This window comes from Moritella sp. 24, from assembly GCF_018219155.1.
Taxonomy (GTDB): Bacteria; Pseudomonadota; Gammaproteobacteria; order Enterobacterales; family Moritellaceae; genus Moritella.
The window spans coordinates 3,153,255-3,173,223 of the sequence record NZ_CP056123.1 but is presented as its reverse complement, the minus strand read 5'-3'; the positions used below and the strand labels follow the sequence as shown (position 1 = coordinate 3,173,223).

17 protein-coding genes and 5 tRNA genes are annotated in these 19,969 nt (G+C 40.0%); 19 read left to right on the top strand and 3 right to left on the bottom strand.

What is annotated here, in order from left to right; all coding sequences use genetic code 11:
* The first annotated feature begins 132 nt into the window (after positions 1-132).
* The 9 genes from HWV00_RS14025 to purF all read left to right on the top strand — a co-directional run bounded on the left by HWV00_RS14025 (position 133) and on the right by purF (position 11,559).
* A complete protein-coding gene (locus HWV00_RS14025; RefSeq protein WP_255554572.1) occupies positions 133-1,254 on the top strand; it encodes a 4-phosphoerythronate dehydrogenase in 1,122 nt (373 codons plus the stop codon).
* Between the two features lie 17 nt (positions 1,255-1,271).
* Complete coding sequence (locus tag HWV00_RS14020) at positions 1,272-2,288, top strand: aspartate-semialdehyde dehydrogenase (RefSeq protein ID WP_211682232.1); 1,017 nt, start codon at positions 1,272-1,274, stop codon at positions 2,286-2,288.
* 549 nt (positions 2,289-2,837) lie between these two features.
* Positions 2,838-5,144, top strand: a complete 2,307-nt coding sequence (locus tag HWV00_RS14015) for a FimV/HubP family polar landmark protein (RefSeq protein WP_211682230.1) — start codon at positions 2,838-2,840, stop codon at positions 5,142-5,144.
* A 166-nt stretch (positions 5,145-5,310) separates the two neighbouring features.
* A complete protein-coding gene (truA, locus tag HWV00_RS14010) occupies positions 5,311-6,102 on the top strand; it encodes a tRNA pseudouridine(38-40) synthase TruA (protein ID WP_211682228.1) in 792 nt (263 codons plus the stop codon).
* 344 nt (positions 6,103-6,446) lie between these two features.
* Positions 6,447-7,403, top strand: a complete 957-nt coding sequence (gene accD / locus HWV00_RS14005) for an acetyl-CoA carboxylase, carboxyltransferase subunit beta (protein ID WP_211682226.1) — start codon at positions 6,447-6,449, stop codon at positions 7,401-7,403.
* 23 nt (positions 7,404-7,426) lie between these two features.
* A complete protein-coding gene (gene folC / locus HWV00_RS14000) occupies positions 7,427-8,752 on the top strand; it encodes a bifunctional tetrahydrofolate synthase/dihydrofolate synthase (RefSeq protein WP_211682224.1) in 1,326 nt (441 codons plus the stop codon).
* Between the two features lie 6 nt (positions 8,753-8,758).
* Positions 8,759-9,370 (top strand): SPOR domain-containing protein, encoded by a 612-nt coding sequence (locus tag HWV00_RS13995; RefSeq protein ID WP_211682222.1) that lies wholly within the window; start codon positions 8,759-8,761, stop codon positions 9,368-9,370.
* Between the two features lie 103 nt (positions 9,371-9,473).
* Complete coding sequence (locus HWV00_RS13990; RefSeq protein WP_211682220.1) at positions 9,474-9,983, top strand: CvpA family protein; 510 nt, start codon at positions 9,474-9,476, stop codon at positions 9,981-9,983.
* A gap of 58 nt (positions 9,984-10,041) precedes the next feature.
* Complete coding sequence (gene purF / locus HWV00_RS13985; RefSeq protein ID WP_211682218.1) at positions 10,042-11,559, top strand: amidophosphoribosyltransferase; 1,518 nt, start codon at positions 10,042-10,044, stop codon at positions 11,557-11,559.
* 134 nt (positions 11,560-11,693) lie between these two features.
* Here purF and lpxH read toward each other — a convergent pair whose 3' ends face one another.
* Both lpxH and HWV00_RS13975 read right to left on the bottom strand, forming a co-directional pair.
* The gene (lpxH, locus tag HWV00_RS13980) at positions 11,694-12,431 is read right to left on the bottom strand and encodes a UDP-2,3-diacylglucosamine diphosphatase (RefSeq protein WP_211682216.1); all 738 of its coding nucleotides are present in this window, start codon (positions 12,429-12,431) and stop codon (positions 11,694-11,696) included.
* 81 nt (positions 12,432-12,512) lie between these two features.
* Positions 12,513-13,010 carry a peptidylprolyl isomerase gene (locus HWV00_RS13975; protein ID WP_211682214.1) on the bottom strand — a complete coding sequence of 166 codons (498 nt, stop codon included), beginning with the start codon at positions 13,008-13,010 and terminating at the stop codon, positions 12,513-12,515.
* Between the two features lie 248 nt (positions 13,011-13,258).
* On the opposite strand from HWV00_RS13975, the gene cysS reads away from it, so the two are divergent.
* Positions 13,259-14,650: a cysteine--tRNA ligase gene (cysS, locus tag HWV00_RS13970; RefSeq protein ID WP_211682212.1), complete on the top strand. Its 1,392-nt coding sequence runs from the start codon at positions 13,259-13,261 to the stop codon at positions 14,648-14,650.
* 125 nt (positions 14,651-14,775) lie between these two features.
* Complete coding sequence (locus tag HWV00_RS13965; RefSeq protein WP_370630522.1) at positions 14,776-15,198, top strand: FKBP-type peptidyl-prolyl cis-trans isomerase; 423 nt, start codon at positions 14,776-14,778, stop codon at positions 15,196-15,198.
* Between the two features lie 143 nt (positions 15,199-15,341).
* On the opposite strand, the gene folD is transcribed toward HWV00_RS13965, so the two are convergent.
* Positions 15,342-16,199, bottom strand: coding sequence for a bifunctional methylenetetrahydrofolate dehydrogenase/methenyltetrahydrofolate cyclohydrolase FolD (gene folD / locus HWV00_RS13960; RefSeq protein WP_211682208.1), 858 nt, complete (start codon positions 16,197-16,199; stop codon positions 15,342-15,344).
* Between the two features lie 154 nt (positions 16,200-16,353).
* Between folD and HWV00_RS13955 the strand changes: the two genes are divergently transcribed.
* The 8 genes from HWV00_RS13955 (at position 16,354) to HWV00_RS13920 (ending at position 19,839) form a co-directional block, all read left to right on the top strand.
* Positions 16,354-16,947, top strand: a complete 594-nt coding sequence (locus HWV00_RS13955) for an NUDIX domain-containing protein (RefSeq protein WP_211682206.1) — start codon at positions 16,354-16,356, stop codon at positions 16,945-16,947.
* 229 nt (positions 16,948-17,176) lie between these two features.
* Positions 17,177-17,253: transfer RNA gene (locus HWV00_RS13950), tRNA-Pro, on the top strand.
* A 1-nt stretch (position 17,254) separates the two neighbouring features.
* Positions 17,255-17,331 (top strand) — tRNA-Arg (locus HWV00_RS13945).
* Between the two features lie 57 nt (positions 17,332-17,388).
* Positions 17,389-17,464 (top strand) — tRNA-His (locus HWV00_RS13940).
* A gap of 71 nt (positions 17,465-17,535) precedes the next feature.
* Positions 17,536-17,620, top strand: a tRNA-Leu gene (locus HWV00_RS13935).
* Positions 17,621-17,624: 4 nt separating this feature from the next.
* A tRNA-Pro gene (locus HWV00_RS13930) sits at positions 17,625-17,701 on the top strand.
* A gap of 121 nt (positions 17,702-17,822) precedes the next feature.
* Complete coding sequence (locus HWV00_RS13925) at positions 17,823-18,158, top strand: hypothetical protein (RefSeq protein ID WP_211682204.1); 336 nt, start codon at positions 17,823-17,825, stop codon at positions 18,156-18,158.
* 232 nt (positions 18,159-18,390) lie between these two features.
* Positions 18,391-19,839, top strand: a complete 1,449-nt coding sequence (locus HWV00_RS13920) for a YfcC family protein (protein ID WP_211682201.1) — start codon at positions 18,391-18,393, stop codon at positions 19,837-19,839.
* Positions 19,840-19,969: the final 130 nt, after the last annotated feature.

The window sequence follows — 19,969 nt, the reverse complement described above, 5'->3', positions numbered from 1 at the left end:
AGAGAACAATGTAAGCCCATTTATCAGATTATTGATAAATGGGCTTTTTTTTTCCCTTCACAACGCGCAAAATGATGCTTTACCGTTATAAAGCGGAAATGACTCTAATCGTATTATTAAGAGAATGCTTAAATGATGAAGATCGTAGTTGATGAAAATATGCCTTATGCAGCTGAACTGTTTTCTCAGTTTGGTGATGTGATCCCTTTATCTGGTCGAACAATTAGTGCTGCAGATTTGCATGATGTCGATGCCTTGATGGTACGTTCTGTAACTCAGGTCAATGAAGCCTTGTTAGCTCAAGCGAATAAATTAGCATTCGTGGGAACTGCGACGATTGGTATTGACCATTTAGATCAGCCTTTACTACAACAACGCAATATTGAATACACGAATGCACCGGGCTGTAATGCAGTGTCTGTTGGCGACTATGTGTGTAGCGCATTATTAGTATTAGCGGAGCAACAAGGTTTTACATTCGCAGATAAATCAATTGCGGTTATTGGTGTGGGGAATACGGGCGCACAAACAGTAAGTCGATTAACCGCATTAGGTGCTGATGTGATGTTATGCGATCCACCGCGTGTCGAGAAAGAAGGACTAGCGGGTTTTGTTAGCTTAGAAAAAGCCTTACAAGCAGATATTATTTGTTTACATGTACCATTGGTGAAAACCGGTAGTCATCAAACGAAACATTTATTAACGGCAGAATTACTTGCTGGTATTGCGCAAGATGCCATCTTAGTTAATAGCGGTCGCGGTGATGTGATTGATAACCAAGCATTACTCGAATTGAAACAAGCTGGGCACGGTATGACGTTAGTACTGGATGTATGGGAAAATGAACCAACACCATTACTTGAGCTTATCCCTTATGCTGCGATTGCGACACCGCATATTGCAGGTTACAGCTTAGAAGGAAAAGCGCGCGGTACTGAGATGATCTATCAAGCCTACGCACAATTTATAGGCCAACAAGCAGACCGTAGTATAAGCGACATCTTACCTATACCAGCGATAAGCCGCATCGATATTAATCAAAGTGCCGATCAAACATTCGTCAAAAGTTTGGTGCATTTGGTATACGATGTGCGTCGAGATGACGCTATTTTTAGAAAAAACATAATGAAAGCGGGTAGTTTTGATGAAATGCGTAAAAATTACCTAGAAAGAAGAGAATTTTCCTCATTGAGGCTAGTAAATGAGTCACATTATGCGGTAGAGTCGTTGTATCAACTTGGTTTTGCCAAATAATTTTTTAGGAGTCGTTGATGAGTCAACTATATGATGTTGCAGTATTAGGTGCAACGGGTGCCGTAGGGCAAATGATGTTGGAAATTTTACAGGAACGTAAATTTCCAATTGGTAAGATCTATCCATTAGCAAGTAGCCGTAGTGCTGGTGGTACAATTACCTTTAATAATAAACAAGTTGAAGTATTAGACGTTGATAACTTCGATTGGACACAAGTTCAAATCGGTTTGTTTTCTGCTGGTGGTTCAGTATCAGAAAAATGGGCACCAATCGCTGCCGATGCTGGTGTTGTTGTTATTGATAATACATCACAGTTCCGCTATGACGATGATATTCCATTAGTTGTACCTGAAGTAAACCCAGAAGCAATTGCGCAATATACAAATCGTGGCATTATCGCAAATCCAAATTGCTCAACAATTCAAATGCTTGTTGCATTAAAACCGATTCATGATGCAGTGGGTATTTCACGTATTAATGTTGCAACATACCAAGCCGTATCGGGTTCTGGTAAAAGTGCAATTGATGAACTAGCGGGTCAAACGGCAAGTTTATTAAATGCACGTGAAGTAGAAACAAAAGTATATCCAAAGCAGATCGCGTTTAACGTGATCCCACAGATTGATGTGTTTACTGAAAACGGCTACACCAAAGAAGAAATGAAAATGGTGTGGGAAACACAGAAGATTTTTGGTGATGAATACATCATGGTTAACCCAACAGCAGTACGTGTACCTGTATTCTATGGTCACTCAGAAGCGATCCATTTAGAAACGCGTACACCTATCAGTGCTGAAGAAGTTCGTGCTCTGATGCGCCACGCACCGGGTGTTAAACTGATTGAAAATGAAGAAGACTACCCAACACCAGTTTCTGACTCTGCGGGTCATGATGAAGTCTTTGTTGGTCGTATCCGTGAAGATATTTCACATGCAAGTGGTATTAATATGTGGGTTGTTGGCGATAATATCCGTAAGGGTGCCGCAACAAACAGTGTGCAAATTGCAGAGCTATTAATTAGCGATTACCTGTAAATGTAAATGTAAATGTAAATATTAGTCCTTGATGTCACAGATATTGAGCGTTATTAATTTATTTTAATTGCATATTTAGCACCCAATAATGGGTGCTATTTTTTTATTTGTTTTTTATTTTTCTGATTTATATCATAGTTTCAATTCACAAATTTTTTTTCTTAGAATTAAGCATTAGAATAGTTATACCCAAGCTACTTCAAAATGCACAAGCAGCAAACCGAAAGGAGAGGATATTCAAGGCATGACGTCGAGGATTTAGTTATTCTAAATCAAGACTTCATAACGCCGAAGATGCCACCTTTCGGCTTGCCCTACGGGAGACAAGCAGGTATAACAGCACTGCGTTATAATATTTGAAAATGGAATAACCATTATCTACATATTGTGCCTTGTTCTATTATACCTGCTCGTCTCTGATACAGCATTTTGAAGTAACTTGGGTATATATAGAAGATACCAGTGAATTCATGTGTATACTGGTTTTTTGGATATGTTATATTGAATTCAAGTATATTGATGTTGTTTCAAAGTGAGTAAGGGTTAACAATGATATCGGCTTTATCGAAGTTAAAATGGGTTGTTTTATTTCTGCTGGTCCCAATGGCAGGCATTGCGGCCAATTCAAATGGATTTGTGCTTCAATTAAAAGGCCCAGAAGTTCACACACCTTCTTCGCCTAGTAATTATGGCCCTATTGTTAAAGCGGACACATTATGGTCTGTAGCAACAAAAAAAAGACCCAATAATAGCTTAAGTTTATATAAAACGATGGCGGCTATTTTAGCGCTTAACCCACATGCATTCTTAGACGGCGACATCAATAAAATGATTGATGGGAGCTTTCTTAAGATCCCCAGTGCCGCTGAAATACAAGCGACTGATGGCTCAAGGCTAAAGAACTTACTGACTAAAAAAACAAGCTCCAAACCTAAAGCTGTCCCGCCGGCTAATTCAACAAAACCGAATGTAAAAACGGTAGCTACTAATAAAATAAACAGTGATAAGCTGGCTTTGTTAGAAGGTGAGTTAAGTGAGAGTAACGAGCACCTTCTATTATCAAGTGAAACGAATCGTCGCCTAAAATTACAGCTAGAAAGAATCCGTATCGAATTAGCGGAGCTTAAAGAACAAATCGCGATTGATAATGAATTAAAAACTGATTTAAAAGCATTAATTGAACAGCAGAAAGCACAGATAGCAGAGCAGCAAACTACGATTAATGATGCAAAAGTGAAAGCTGAAATAGAAGCCGAAAGTCATAATAATTGGTGGCTGATCGGTGGTATTTCTGGCGTGTTTTCATTGTTATTTTTAGTATGGTTAGGTCTATGGCTAAAAAATAGAAATGATCAGAAGAATAATGTTGAAGATAACATGATGTTCGACACGGATAATACTGTTGATGAACTGAGCGATTATCTTAATGCTGAAAGTTACTCAGCAGAAAATCATACGATGCCAACTTCTGAAGAGGCTCAAATTCCTACGGGAAAGCCTAATGACGAGGTAAATACAGTTGTCCCTCCTAATGTAGAAGAACCAAACTTTAATTTGCAGATGGAACCTGAAGCCGCTGCAATGATGGATGAACCTTTTGATTTATCACTCGATCCAATTGTGACTCAAGTGGCGACGCCTGTTACCCCTGAAGTGATTGAGCAAGCACCTGTCATGCCAGAGTTAAGTTTGGATGATAATGACTTTAGTGATATCGATTTAACGCTAGATGATGAAAGCACCAGTTTTGAAAATGACAGTGTAACCCCTGATTTAAGCTGGCGTGAAGAGCTTGATGAACCAAGCTTGATCCCTGAACAGCCAACACATAATATGAATTCGTTGGATGAAGATTTAGCTGAAGTTGATTCAATGCTAGAACAATTCAAATTAGGTAACTCACAAGTACCTGATGCGAAACCGTCGAGTACTCAAACTGACGATTTTGATTTTAACTCAATGGATGATCTTGATCTGACCCCAGAGGCACCAGCAGAATCATCGCCAGTAGTGAATGATGAATATGTGAGCATGGATGATATTGATAGCATCTTGGCTGAAGCTGAATTAGAGACACCGACTCAATCGACGGTTGAAGCAAGCTCACCAACGAATGAATCAAATGCAGCTGATGATAATCCTGTTATCGATATGGATGATATTGACAGTCTGCTAGCTGAAGCGGGGCTTGATGCGATTGCGCAAGCAGAAACGAGTACAACAGCTACTCCTACTCCAGTAGAGAATGATCAAATTGTTGATATGGATGATATAGACAGTATTTTAGCAAGTGCTGGATTAGAAGAGCCTGTTAGCGATGCTGGAAACGACGCAGACGAATTACCACAAGCACATGGGCAAACAGTTGATGAAATGCTCGCTGAACTTGATGGCACGGCTAGTACAACGGCTGAGGCGGTAAAACAACCAGATAATAATGATCCACTCGATGATATTGAAGCGATGCTGGCTGAATATAGTCCAAATGCATTTAGCAGTGCACCGAGTGAGCAAGCTCCTATTGATGTTGAAGCGGCACAAGCGGAAGAGTTTATTGATATAGATAAATTATTAAATGAAGTCTCTCAACAGCCTGCGAACGTTGAAGATGAGCCTTATGATCAAGTAAAACTAGATGTCGGTCTTGATGAGTACAGTAATACCTTACTTGATAGTAATGCTGTTGATATGAATGATGAAAATGACCGTTTTGGTGCGCAACTTGATCTTGCTCGTGCGTACCTTGAAATTGAAGACAAAGAGGGTGCTAAATCTATCCTAGAGCCATTAACTGGTGCGGGTGATGCAACACAGCAAGCGGAAGTAAATAAACTCTTAAGTCGATTACAGTCATGATATAAAAAACAGTAGTTGAGTTTATCAATCCTCAACTACTTTCAAGTTGTAACTTGAAACGGTATAATTGGAAAATATATTAATTGAGTGATATATAGCAAAGCGGTGGCGAGAGTCACCGCTTTTTGTTTTTTAAAATTAATGAAAGTCTAAAGTTGGAAGAAAAATGCGAATTGCACTCGGTATAGAATATGACGGTAGTAAATATTACGGCTGGCAACGACAAAAAGAAGTTATTAGTGTCCAAGAAAAACTGGAAGATGCACTATCACGTGTTGCTAATCACCCTGTAGTTGTTCACTGCGCAGGACGTACTGATTCTGGTGTTCACGGTACTGGTCAAGTAGTGCATTTTGATACTGATTCTATCCGTAAAGATGTTGCTTGGACGCTGGGTGTTAATGCCAATTTACCTGATGATATTGCTGTTCGTTGGGCGCAAGAAGTTGATGAAGAGTTCCATGCCCGTTTTAGTGCTACAGCACGTCGTTATCGCTATATTATTTATAACAACAACCTACGACCTGCAATCTTAGGGTCTGGTGTAAGTTATTATCACGGTGATATTAATGCTGATTTAATGCATGAAGCGGCACAACAGTTAGTCGGTGAACATGATTTTACGTCTTTCCGTGCAAAGCATTGTCAAGCGAAAAGCCCTGTTAAAACGATGCATCACATTAAAGTGATTCGTCAAAATGCATATATTATTATAGATGTGAAAGCGAATGCATTCTTACATCACATGGTGAGAAACCTTGCAGGCTCATTAATGGAAGTGGGTAAAGGTAATAAGCCGGTATCGTGGATAGCTGAGTTACTCGCTGGTAAAGATCGTTCTGTTGCTGCTGCAACAAGTAAAGCGGAAGGTTTATATATGATTGAAGTCGACTACCCAAGTCAGTTTAATCTTCCTCGACCTGCAGTGGGTCCATTATTTTTACCAGAGCAATTTTAACTACTTGCTTTAATTAGTATAAAATTAAGTTTAATTTAAATAACGGATAATAACTATTTGTGATAAAAAGCGTTACAAATGGTTATTATTTATTTTTCTTTATCATTTTTTATGAATTTTTGGTCGGAAGTCACAAGGGTATGACCAGTTTTAGATAAACTTATTGGAAAATCTGTGATTTAATTGTGTTACGCGATAAATGTGGAGTATTGTTAAGTTTGGTAATCACCGACTTAGCGCATTAATTTTTGTTAATTCATTTGGAATTATTGTTCCTATTTCTATTAACAACGCATTTAACATCATATACTTCAATTAATTAGAACAAATTATAAGTAGGGTTCATGAGCTGGATTGAAAAAATACTACCAAAAAGCAAGAGCGCAACGGCGCGTCGTAATATACCTGAAGGTGTTTGGACTAAGTGTGGCTCTTGTGACCAGGTTTTATATCATGCAGAACTTGAGCGTAATTTAGGCGTTTGTCCTAAGTGTGATCACCACATGCGCGTAAACGCACGTGAACGCTTAAATAAATTACTTGATAAAGACGGTCGCATTGAAATTGGTGCTGAATTTGAACCAAGCGATAAATTAAAATTCCGTGATAGTAAGAAATATAAAGATCGTTTAGCCAGTGCGCAGAAAGCAACAAACGAGAAAGATGCGTTAGTTGTTGAAAAAGGCACAATTAAAGGTATCCCTGTTGCTGTTTGCGCATTTGAATTCTCATTTATGGGTGGTTCAATGGCAACGGTTGTTGGTGCTCGCTTTGTGGCAGCGATTAACGAATGTATGGCTGAGAACCGTGCGCTAATTTGCTTCTCTGCAAGTGGCGGTGCTCGTATGCAAGAAGCATTATTCTCATTAATGCAAATGGCAAAGACAAGTGCTGCACTAGCAAAACTATCAGCGAAAGGCTTACCTTATATTTCAGTACTAACTGACCCTACTATGGGTGGTGTATCTGCAAGTTTAGCTATGCTAGGTGATATCAATATCGCTGAACCAAAAGCATTGATTGGTTTTGCAGGACCACGTGTAATTGAACAAACGGTACGTGAAAAATTACCAGAAGGTTTTCAACGTAGTGAGTTCTTATTAGAAAAAGGCGCGATCGATATGATTGTTGATCGCCGTGAGATGCGTGATAGACTTGCAGGCTTATTAGCGAAGATGATGAACTTGGAAACGTCTGATAGCATCTCGACTGAAATGCCGAGTACAGAAGCAACCCCTGCCGTTGTACCAGCAGCCGATGACATTAAGACTCCAAGTGACGCTCAAAACAATCACGAGTAAACACTAACGAGTAACTATTACCGATGTTGAACAATATTAATAAAAGCCAGTCTCTTGCAGACTGGCTTTGCTATTTAGAAAGTATTCATCCTGTTAATATTGAAATGGGATTAGGTCGCATAGGACGTGTTGCCGATGACTTAGCATTAACGACATTCGATGCCAAAGTTATTACTGTTGCCGGTACGAATGGCAAAGGTTCAACATGCGCGTTACTAGAGCGTATTCTACTTGATGCCGGTTACAATGTTGGCGTAACCAGTTCACCTCATATCCAAGACTACCGTGAGCGCGTTCGCGTTAACGGAAACATGTTAACCGCACAAGCACATGCTGATTCGTTTGCTTTTATTGAAGCTGGGCGCGGTGATACGACATTAACGTATTTTGAATTCACGACATTATCGGCGTTAAAACTATTCCAAGATGCAGCATTAGATGTGGTTATTCTTGAAGTCGGTTTAGGCGGACGTTTAGATGCGTCAAATATTGTGTCTGCAGATGTTGCTGTTGTGACTACGATTGATATTGATCATGCCGATTGGTTAGGTACAGATAAATCTGTCATTGCGCGTGAAAAATCAGGTATTTTCCGCGCGAACAAAAAAGCCATTTGTGGGGTAATTAATCCTCCTACAACTATTGCTGAATATGCAGATGAAGTGGGTGCAGAGCTTGTCGCGGTTAATCGTGATTATCACTATATTCAGAATTCGGAAGGTTGGGATTGGTTTACTGACTTAACTAAAAAGAATGATGACACACCATTACGTTTTTCAGATCTCGCTTTACCACAGTTACCGTTACAAAATGCAGCGACCGCGATTGCCGCCGTTCAAGCATTAGGATTAGCGATACCTGAATCTGCAATCCGCAGTGGTGTTGCTAATGCGACACTACCTGGTCGTATGCAACGATTGGGTTCATCACCACAACAGTTTTTGGATGTGGCGCACAATCCAGAATCAGCGCGTTATTTGGCAACACAACTGACACGTTTAAAACAACAGGCTCATTCACCCGTTAAGGTGATCGCTGTTGTGGGTATGCTCAAAGATAAAGATATTGCTGCAAGCTTAGCTGCATTAACGGGTGTTATTGATAGTTGGCACCTAGCAGCGTTACAAGGCGAGCGTGCTGCACCTTGTCAGCAAATCGAGCTAGGATTAGTAGATGCTATGCTGCTGAATGGGAAAAGCCATGATAGCCTTAGCCAGCAGGCTATGAGTCATGATACAATAGCGCAAGCTTGGCAATCGGCAAACCAAAGTGCTGATTGTAATGACATTATTATTGGTTTCGGCTCATTTTTCACTGTAGCGGAAATTATCCAACATATAAGTGGTTAAATAAACGTGGCATCGACATTTCAACATCGTTTAGTCGGCACTATTATTTTAGTGGCGATTGGTATTATTTTTTTACCGGACTTACTAGATGGTCAGAAGGTAACGTACCGTGAAAACACGGCGAGTATACCTTTGCGTCCTGCGTTGGTTGAACTTGCCGATCCCGTTAACTTTGATTCATTAGAGCGCGATTCACTCGATAATGAGGGGGTCGATACTGAACTGCTCATCGAACCTGCGCCGACAATGAATTTAACCTCGACTGAAAAAGTCAAAAAAACAGTGTCAGAACCAAAACCTATTTCGAAAGCACCTAAGCTTGTGCCGTTAGTGAAACCTGTCGATGTAGCGAAAAAGGTGCCACCAGTCGGGGATAGTTGGAATGTCCGTCTAGGTACATTTAAGAATTCAGCCGCTGTTGATGATTTAGTTAAAAAGATCAGGAAGGCTGGATTTGATGCGTATCGATTGCCGCGTTATAAGAAAGCCGGTCAGTTAAATAGGCTTTATGTTGGCCCTAATGTGGATAAGAACGAGTTAAAACGTTTACTACCAAAATTAGAAAAAATCACAGGCCTGAAGGGTGTGATTGAGAAATTTGACCCTCGAGACAAGTAATTAAAAAACCGACATTTATGTCGGTTTTTTTTGTTTATAACTATTATCAATCTCGTATTTAACTTGTTACAATGGCGCGAATTTCAAATGAGTGAAACAGAACATGGCGTGGATTGATTACCTTATTTTAGGTGTTGTTGGCTTATCTTCAGTAATAAGTTTAGTACGTGGTTTTGTCAAGGAAGCATTCTCTCTTTGCACTTGGTTCAGTGCTTTCTTTATATCTCGATTTTACTATCAAGATATTGCTGCTTACTTAGAAAATTTTGATGCATTTAGTGCTGCATTCAGTGAACAGTTAGTTAAAAATGGCGTAGCGATAGCGCTATTATTTATTTCGACCCTCATATTAGGGGCTTTGCTAAATTACATACTTGGTCAGCTCGTGGATAAAACAGGCTTATCAGGTACGGATAGATTGCTCGGTGTATGCTTTGGTATTGCCCGAGGAGTATTAGTGGTGTGCGTGATACTGTTATTTTTACAGTTATTCACCAGTTTCCCAGAAACAGCTTGGTGGCAGGGCTCGCCACTAATAGCTGAGTTAAAACCACTCATTAAATGGTTTTTTGAACATCAAGCATCTGCATGGGACAATATGCAGAGCTTATGACAAGTGAAACGTTATAAATAGCATTTTATCGAAAGCACAGTAAACGAGGATTTAGGTTATGTGTGGAATTGTTGGCATTGTTTCTACAACCCCTGTTAATCAGTCGATCTATGACGCATTAACAGTATTACAGCATCGTGGACAGGATGCTGCTGGGATTGTAACCTTAAGTGATGGAAACTTTAGGCAGCGCAAAGCGAATGGTTTAGTGAGCGATGTATTCGAAGCTAAACACATGCAACGCTTGAAAGGTAATATCGGTATCGGTCACGTTCGATACCCAACAGCAGGAAGCTCGAGTGCCGCTGAGGCTCAACCTTTCTATGTTAACTCTCCGTTCGGTATTTCCCTTGCTCATAACGGAAATCTAACCAACGCTGCTCAATTAAAAGAAGATCAATTTCATAAAGCCCGCCGTCACATTAATACGACTTCTGATTCAGAAGTACTACTTAATGTTATGGCGCATGAATTAGATAAATGCCCAAGTTTACATTTAACAGCAGAAGATATTTTCACTGCGGTTAAAGCTGTACACAAGCAAGCACGCGGTGCTTATGCTGTGGTATCACTGATTATTAATCATGGTCTTGTTGCTTTTCGTGATCCTAACGGCATTCGTCCGTTGGTATTAGGTATGCGTACAGAACATGGACATAAAGAATATATGGTTGCTTCTGAATCCGTTGCACTTGATGCAGTTGGTTTTGAATTTGTGCGTGATGTGGAACCTGGTGAAGCGGTTTATATCACGGATGAAGGTGAGTTATTCAGTGCGCACTGCGCTGAAAATGCACAGCACAACCCATGTATTTTTGAATTCGTTTACTTTGCTCGTCCAGACTCAACAATAGACAAGGTATCGGTTTACGAATCACGCCTTGCTATGGGTGAAAAATTGGGGCAAAAGATTGCACGTGAATGGACTGATTTAGACATTGATGTTGTTATTCCTATTCCTGAAACATCATGTGATAGTGCGTTAGAAATTGCCAAAGTATTGAAGTTGCCTTACCGCCAAGGTTTCGTTAAAAACCGTTATATTGGTCGTACGTTTATTATGCCTGGGCAGACATTACGTCGTAAGTCTGTACGTCGTAAGTTAAATGCAATCTCATCTGAATTTGCGGGTAAGAACGTACTATTAGTTGATGACTCTATTGTTCGTGGCACCACGTCAGAACAGATCATTGAGATGGCTCGTGAAGCCGGTGCGAAAAATGTATATTTAGCATCAGCAGCACCAGAGGTTCGCTATCCAAATGTATACGGTATTGATATGCCAAGTTCTGATGAACTGATCGCTCATGGGCGTGACGTTAATGAAATTTCGAAAATGATTGGTGCTGATGCACTTATTTTCCAAGATCTAGATGATTTAGTGGCTGCAGTATCGAAATGTAATCCTGAGATCACGAAGTTCGAAACATCTGTATTTAGTGGTGAATATGTTACCGGTGATATTGATAAGGCTTATTTACAACGCCTTAACGATGTTCGTAGTGACGATGCTAAAACAGTAAAAGAACAAAAAGAAGAAATTGCTAACTTAGAAATTCACAACGAAGGTGCATAACCTGTGTGTGAGTTAAATGACTTAGTTGATTACTTTAATCAATAGATCGTAAAAGGAGCGTCATGCTCCTTTTTTAGATCTTGCTATCAGTGTATTTGAAGGCGTGAGACTTTCTGTATCTACGCTAACATTATTTACGCACCGTTTAAAAATGCACGTTGTTGCAAGTCATATTGGCCATCTTTCCAAACAAGCACGCTGCCTTGTTCAAACCAGTCACCTAGTACGATACGTTTACCATGCTTATCTGCTGTTAATGGAACGTCATGTATATTAGGTTTATGTGTATGACCATGAATTAGAATATCACAGCCGAATGTTTGCATCTGTTTAATGACTTCGGATTCTGTTACATCCATAATGGACATGCTTTTTTGCTGATTACCTTCTTGGCTTTTACCACGTATTTTATCGGCAATCGCTTCTCGTACAAAGATAGGTAAACAGGTGAATAATGTTTGACGCCATGGGATATTCACAGCTGTACGAAATGCTTGGTATTTTTCATCAAGTGTGCAAAAAGTGTCGCCATGTGCAATTAATACCTTTTGACCATCAAGCTCAATCGCAGTGTAATCTCCTAGGATTGTGATACCAGTGCGTTTAGCAAAACGTTTACTGACTAAGAAATCACGATTTCCTTTCACTAAGAAACATTTAACGCCGCTTTCGGTTAACGCTTTGAGTCCATCCTGAACGCTGTCGTTAAGTGGATTACTAATATCATCACCAGACCAAAATTCAAACAGGTCGCCTAGAATGTAGAGGGCGTCGGCTTGGCGCGCTTCGGTCGCAAGAAAATGTAAAAATAATTGAGTGATTTTCGGGCGGCGTTCATCAAGGTGTAGATCTGAAATAAACAAAGTAGTCATATTGGTGCTTTCATCCTTGTCGTGAATAAAAAAAATACACTACCTAAGCAGTGTATTTATTTTAAGAGACTGAGTGAGCGATTAAGCTTCTTCTACAGTTACTTTAGTAATGATAATGTCTTCTAGTGGCACGTCACCGTGGCCACGTTTGTTGCCTGTAGCAACTTTTTTCATTTTCTCAACTACGTCCATGCCTTCAACAACTTCAGCAAATACACAGTAACCCCAACCTTGTGACGTCTTGCTTGTGAAGTCTAGGAAGTTGTTGTCTTTCACGTTAATGAAAAATTGTGAACTAGCTGAATGCGGGTCCATAGTACGTGCCATTGCTAATGTACCTAACTTATTCGACAGACCGTTGTCTGCTTCATTTTCGATAGGTGCATTTGAATTTTTCTCTTCCATACCAGGAAGCATGCCGCCACCTTGAACCATGAAACCATCGATTACACGGTGAAAGATAGTACCTTCGTAGAAGCCGCTTTTTGCGTATTCTAGGAAGTTAGCTGCTGTTTTTGGTGCACTTTCAAAGTTAAGTGCGATTTTGATATCACCGAAATCTGTATGTAGAGTTATCATCTTAATGATCCTTTAGTTAATTAACGAGTAAATTCTATCCTAAAGGGTGCCAATGGCAAAGCTTTTAGGGAAAGAAGGGGTGGGAAGGGCTTATTTTTGTGCTTTCATTTGCCTGATTTATACACTTTTTTGGTTGTTCCGTTAAATTTACTTGTTTTATGCCACTGCAAAGCTAGTAATCATTAATGCTAATGGTAAAATCAGTCAATTAATTGCATTTTTACTGTTTGCGCAAGGATCACTATTCGATGCTGAAGATTTACAACACACTGACTCGCCAAAAAGAAGAATTTAAACCTATCACCGAAGGTGAAATCGGTATGTACGTATGTGGTGTGACTATCTATGATTACTGTCATATTGGTCATGGTCGTACTTTTGTGGCGTTTGATACTGTGGTGCGTTACCTTCGCCATCGCGGTTATGCGGTTAAATTTATCCGTAATATTACCGATGTTGATGACAAGATCATTAAACGTGCAAACGAAAATGGCGAAACATGTGATCAGTTAACGACACGTTTCACTCAAGCAATGCACGAAGATTTTGATGCGCTGCATATGATCCGCCCTGATATCGAACCAACAGTAACGGGCCATATGCCTGATATTATCGAGATCATCGAAAAATTAGTTGCTAAAGGCCATGCCTATGTTGCTAATAGTGGCGACGTATTGTTTGAAGTAAAAACATTCGCGGATTACGGTAAGCTAAGTGGCCAAGATTTAGATATGCTACAAGCCGGTGCGCGTGTTGAAGTTGAAACAGATAAGCGTAATCCAATGGATTTCGTATTATGGAAAATGGCAAAACCGGGTGAACCAAGCTGGGTTTCTCCTTGGGGTGAAGGTCGTCCAGGTTGGCACATTGAATGTTCTGCAATGAACAATAAACTGCTTGGTGAAGTATTTGATATTCATGGTGGTGGTTCTGATTTAATGTTCCCACATCATGAAAATGAAGTAGCACAGTCATGTTGTGCACATAATGGTGAGTACGTAAATACGTGGATGCATTCAGGTATGGTACAAATCGATAAAGTGAAAATGTCGAAATCATTGAATAACTTCTTTACTATCCGTGATGTATTAGAAGAGTACGATGGCGAATCAGTTCGTTACTTCTTACTTTCTGGTCATTATCGTAGTCAGTTAAACTATTCTGAAGAAAACTTAAAACAAGCGCGTTCAAGCTTAGAGCGTTTATATACTGCATTACGTGGTGTTACCGTTGCAGATGTTGACGGTGTTGTACCTGGCTGTGAAGCGTATGTAGAAACATTCAAAGCGGCAATGGATGATGACTTCAATACACCTGAAGCATTCCCTGTATTGTTTGAACTTGCAAAAGAAATCAACCGCATTAAAGAGACTGACGCAAAACGTGCTGGTGAATTAGCCGCGCAGTTAATTTCATTTGGTAATGTACTTGGTCTATTGTCGCAAGAACCTGAAGCTTTCTTGCAAGGTGATGCGGGCGAAGATGATGAAGTAGCTGAAATTGAAGCGCTTATTAAGCAACGTAACGATGCTCGTGCAAGTAAAGACTGGGGCATGGCTGATGATGCTCGCGATAAACTAAATGCGTTAGGTATTGTCTTAGAAGACGGTGCTAACGGTACCACTTGGCGTCGTAAATAAATTCACGAACGGATATTTAATGCCAATAACTAGACCTAGATATTGGCATTTTTTTATTAGATAAAGGACTAATCATGTTAAAAATTATTTCAGTTATTCTCGGTTGTGCACTCATTTTCTTCCTTATGCAGCGCATGGGTGGTAATAAAAAACAAGCGGCTGAAAATATTGAGTTAGGTAAGCAGTTTTTAGCGGCAAATATGGAAAAAGAAGGTGTGGAAGTAACTGCATCAGGCTTACAGTCAACAGTGTTAACAGAAGGTACTGGTACTGAGCATCCAAAAGGCCGCTCTAAAGTGACAGTGCATTATCACGGTACATTATTAGATGGTACTGTTTTTGATAGTTCTGTTGAACGTGGACAGCCTATTACATTTGGTTTAAATCAAGTTATTCCAGGTTGGACTGAAGGCGTACAGTTGATGGTTGTTGGTGAGAAGCGTCGTTTCTTTATCCCAAGTAACTTAGCTTACGGTAATCGTGGCGCTGGTAGCATTCAAGCTGGCTCAACCCTGATCTTTGAAGTTGAACTGCTAAGTTTCAAGTAATGGTTAAGCTTTAAGTCATCACTTAAGTGTCCAATAATGAATAAGCGTTAAATTGTCAGCTAAAATGAAGACACAAAAAAGCCGCGTTACCTAAGGTAGTGCGGCTTTTTATTATATTCGATTTACTCTTTTTTGCTTAGTGATTACTTTGAGTGGTAATCGCGGCAAGAAATTAACGTATTTTCGATTAAGCTTGCTACAGTCATTGGGCCAACACCACCTGGTACAGGGGTAATGAAAGAAGCGTTTTCTTTTGCTACTTCAAAGCCAACATCACCAACAAGTTTGCCATTTTCTAAACGGTTAATACCCACATCTACAACCATCGCACCTTTCTTAATCCATTCACCTGGAATAAAGTTAGGGCGGCCCACTGCAACAACCACTAAGTCAGCACGACGAACATGCTCTTCGAGGTTCAGGGTGAAGCGGTGACATGTCGTCGTTGTACAGCCTGCAAGTAATAATTCAAGCGTCATTGGACGACCAACGATATTTGACGCGCCAACAACCACAGCATCTAGACCATGTAGGTCAACACCTGTTGATTCAAGTAACGTGATAATACCTTTTGGTGTACAAGGGCGTAATGCAGGAATACGTTGAGATAAGCGACCAACATTATACGGGTGGAAACCATCAACATCTTTATCTGGACGAATATGTTCCAACACAACGGTTGTATCAATATGTTCAGGTAAAGGCAACTGCACTAATATGCCGTCGATAGTTGTATCTGCGTTTAACTCATCAATCAACGCTAATAACGCTTCTTGTGAGCTATCTTTTTCAAGATCAAAAGATTTAGAAACGAAGCCTACTTCTTCACAGGCACGACGTTTGCTCCCAACATATACTTGTGATGCCGGATCGGCACCCACTAAAATCACAGCAAGACCCGGGGCGCGTAATCCTTGTGCAGTACGCGTAGCCACTTCTTCAGCAACATTCTGGCGAACTTGCTGAGAAATATTTTTTCCATTAATGATTTGAGCAGTCATTGAGTTTTTGAATCTCTTGGTTAGAAAGTTGCGCTATTTTCGCACTAAAATGTGACTTTGTCAGCAATTCTTGGGATAAATAATCATCTAATTAGAGTGACAAAGAGGACCTATTTGGTTATAAAGATGCTTTAAATTACTTAGGTAGATAACAGTGAAACACCAAGAGCATATCATTTCCGTTTTTGCAGACGTAGCAGCACCCTCAACCCGTTTAATTGACAGTGCGACTGTTAATATCGAAAGTAAAGATGTTGTTATTATGCAGCGTGCGCTGTTAGAAATAAACCCTGCATTTCGTCAACTTATTCCATATGTAGTGGTAAAGCAGGGTGATAAGTATTTAGCTTATGAGCGTTCTAAATCAGGCGGTGAGTCACGCTTACACAACTTATACAGCATTGGTATTGGTGGTCACGTTGATGCTGTTGACGCTGTTTACGATGCGAATGGTGTTTTCCAATTGGCTGATACATTACGCACGGGAATGTACCGCGAATTACACGAAGAACTTGGTTTAACAGAAGCTGATTTCTTGGGTATGTCGACAATTGGTTATCTTTCTAAAGATGTGACAGCGGTTGATGAAGTGCATTTAGGCATTGTCTTAGTTGCAGAGGTTCATGCTGACTTAGTTGTTACAAGTAAAGAAGATGCATTGAACTTAGCTGGTTTCTTAGCTGCAGATGAATTGTCTAAATTAAATCTAGAATCATGGTCTGAAACTGTGGTCGCAGAGTTGGTATAAGTAATAAAGACACGATGAGCAGGTGAATGAAGACCTGCTTTGTTGTTGATTTGCGTTACTATTTACTAAAAAGTCTGCAATTAGCATCTAAAATATGCGTATTGTTATTATAATCTCGTTCGGTGTATAACTATTAAACAGTTAATTGTTCGGTCACATAAACTGTTTGACGCGAACAGAGCAACTCTGTATTATCCACCCTCGTTGACAGACGTAGTCTTCAACAGTTCGGTGATTAGCGCAGCTTGGTAGCGCACCTGGTTTGGGACCAGGGGGTCAGAGGTTCGAATCCTCTATCACCGACCACGACCCCTTAGCTCAGTTGGATAGAGCAACGGCCTTCTAAGCCGTAGGCCATAGGTTCGAATCCTATAGGGGTCGCCATTGTTTAAGATTGATTCGCTAACTTATAGAGGTAGCGGGTTAATATAAAAGTTTGTGGCGGTTGTAGCTCAGTTGGTAGAGCCCCGGATTGTGATTCCGGTTGTCGAGGGTTCAAATCCCTTCAGTCGCCCCATATTTGATAACTCACTAAGGTGATGTTATCGACCCTTGTCAGAGTTACCTACTGATAAGTTGATAGTTTGTGCGGAAGTGGCGGAATTGGTAGACGCGCTAGATTTAGGTTCTAGTATCGCAAGGTGTGAGAGTTCAAGTCTCTCCTTCCGCACCATGTTCGGTGATTAGCGCAGCTTGGTAGCGCACCTGGTTTGGGACCAGGGGGTCAGAGGTTCGAATCCTCTATCACCGACCACTATTCGAAAAGCCTGCTCATTGAGCAGGCTTTTTTCGTTTTGACGTTTTTCAAAATCGTGCTACTTATTGTTTAAGTAAGCATTTAAAAACAACGCTTATTTACATAGGATAAAAGTATTATGACTGACAATACACAATTTTTAGAAAAGCTAAACAACGACATCGACACTAAACTACAATTTGTTGATTACGCTGAAACTAAAGTAAACAAGCACTTAGCTAAAGCTGACCAACCTGAAACACAACATTTTGCGATTAACATTGCATTATTAGCGTTAGAAGAAGAGCAAAACACAGCAACTTATTCTGCGTTATTAAAATTGTTAGTGGTACAGCTTGAAGCTTACCTTGTGTTACCTGCTGCAACGGTTGCGGATGATTTCCGCGCTGAAATGAATGACACTATCGCGCAGTTAAATGCGCTTGTAGCTGAAGTAGAAGCTGCTGCGCTGTAATTATTAGTTATGTAGATTGAGCTTTTACTAGTTATTAATAGCTAATAGCAGTTAATAACTCAAATCTATATCCTAATACCAAATAAAGCATTGATTAACATCGCGTTAATTGATGCTTTTTTTATTCCAAGAAAACAATAAAAATGATTATAACGTCGATTGCATGGATTCGCTTTAGTTGTCGTCATTTTTGTTGTTTATGACTAACTGAATGAATAATAAAAGGCTATCCATGAAAGAAATTAGCATGCCGCAGGGCAATGAGGCAAAACTTAATACAGAGTTAAATAAAGAGCTTAATAAAGATTTAAAGCAAGAAGTTAATCACCCATTTTTATCATTAGTTGTGATGATTATTATCGCGGCATTCGCGACTTATTTTGTCCCTGCTGGTGAATTCACTCGTATCGTCGTTGATGGTCGTACTGTTATTGACCCAGCGTCTTATACTCTGCTAGACAATAATCCAGCCACTATCTTTAGCTTCTTTGAATCTTTTTATAAAGGTTTTAAAGCTGCGTCAGGCGTAATGGGCGTCGTATTCTTTGTTGGTGGTGCCTTTGGTGTTATCAAACACATGGGATTATTAGATGCCTCGGTATTTGCATTAACGGACAAGCTAAAAGATAAAGGTTTAGTCGTTATTGCCCCTGTTGTGATGATTGCGATTGCATTAAACGTGACATTCACAGGTATGCGTGAGCTTGATGTAATTTTTATTACCTTGATGATCCCTATCTGTATTCGTCTTGGTTACGATGCTATGACTGCATTAGGTGTGGTGTTATTAGCCAGTTGTGCTGGTTTTGCTGCTGCATTAGCAAATCCTTTCTTTACTGGTATTGCCCATAGCATTGCTGAATTACCGTTGTATTCAGGTATGTGGTATCGCGCTATCTGTGCAGTGTTCATGCTAGTTACGGCTATGATCTTTGTTCTCCGTTATGCCAATAAAGTAAAAAAAGACCCAACAAAAAGCCTATTGCATGGTATGGATTACCAAGTTGAAGAGTCTGGTGACATCAAAGCGTTATCACTTAGAGAAAAGCTAGGTGGCATTACATTTTTAGCTTTATTCGGTTTTATGATCTTTGGTACGTTAAAACTGAGCTTTGGTTTCACTGAGATTGCAGCAACGTTTGTAGCGATGGCTATTTTACCGGGCCTAGTCGGTGGTTTATCTCCGAATCAGATCTGTGAATCGTGGACGAAAGGTTGTGCGGATGTGATGGTTGCAGTACTCATCATCTTCTTCGCACGCTCTGTATTAGTGGTGATGGAAGATGCGCAAATTGTTGATACGATTATTCACTTTTTAGCAGGTTTCATCTCTCAAAGTAATAAGTTACTGGCAGCGGGCTCAATCTACATTGCTCAAAGTGTGATTAACTTGTTTATTCCATCAGGTAGTGGTCAAGCGGTTATTACGATGCCTATTATCATCCCATTAGCTGATATTGCCGGGATCACCCGTCAAGTAGCGGCACTGGCTTCACAATTGGGTGATGGTATTTCAAATTACATCTACCCAACCAACGGCGGTCTATTAGCGGTATTAGCATTAGCAAAAGTACCTTATACAAAATGGGTGAAGTTCTTCTTACCACTGTTCTTATTCTGGACTGTGTGTATGTTGATCGCGGTTGTGATCGCGCAGTATATTGAACTAGGGCCTTTTTAGTAAAAGCTTATTCGATTTAAATGATGGAGGCCTGCTTGATAGCAGGCCTTTTTTGGTTTTGTAATAGCCTTCTAAAAGTAGCTATTACGTCTTGGGTGGGGGGTCTTATTACTTCAAGATTAAAATTATT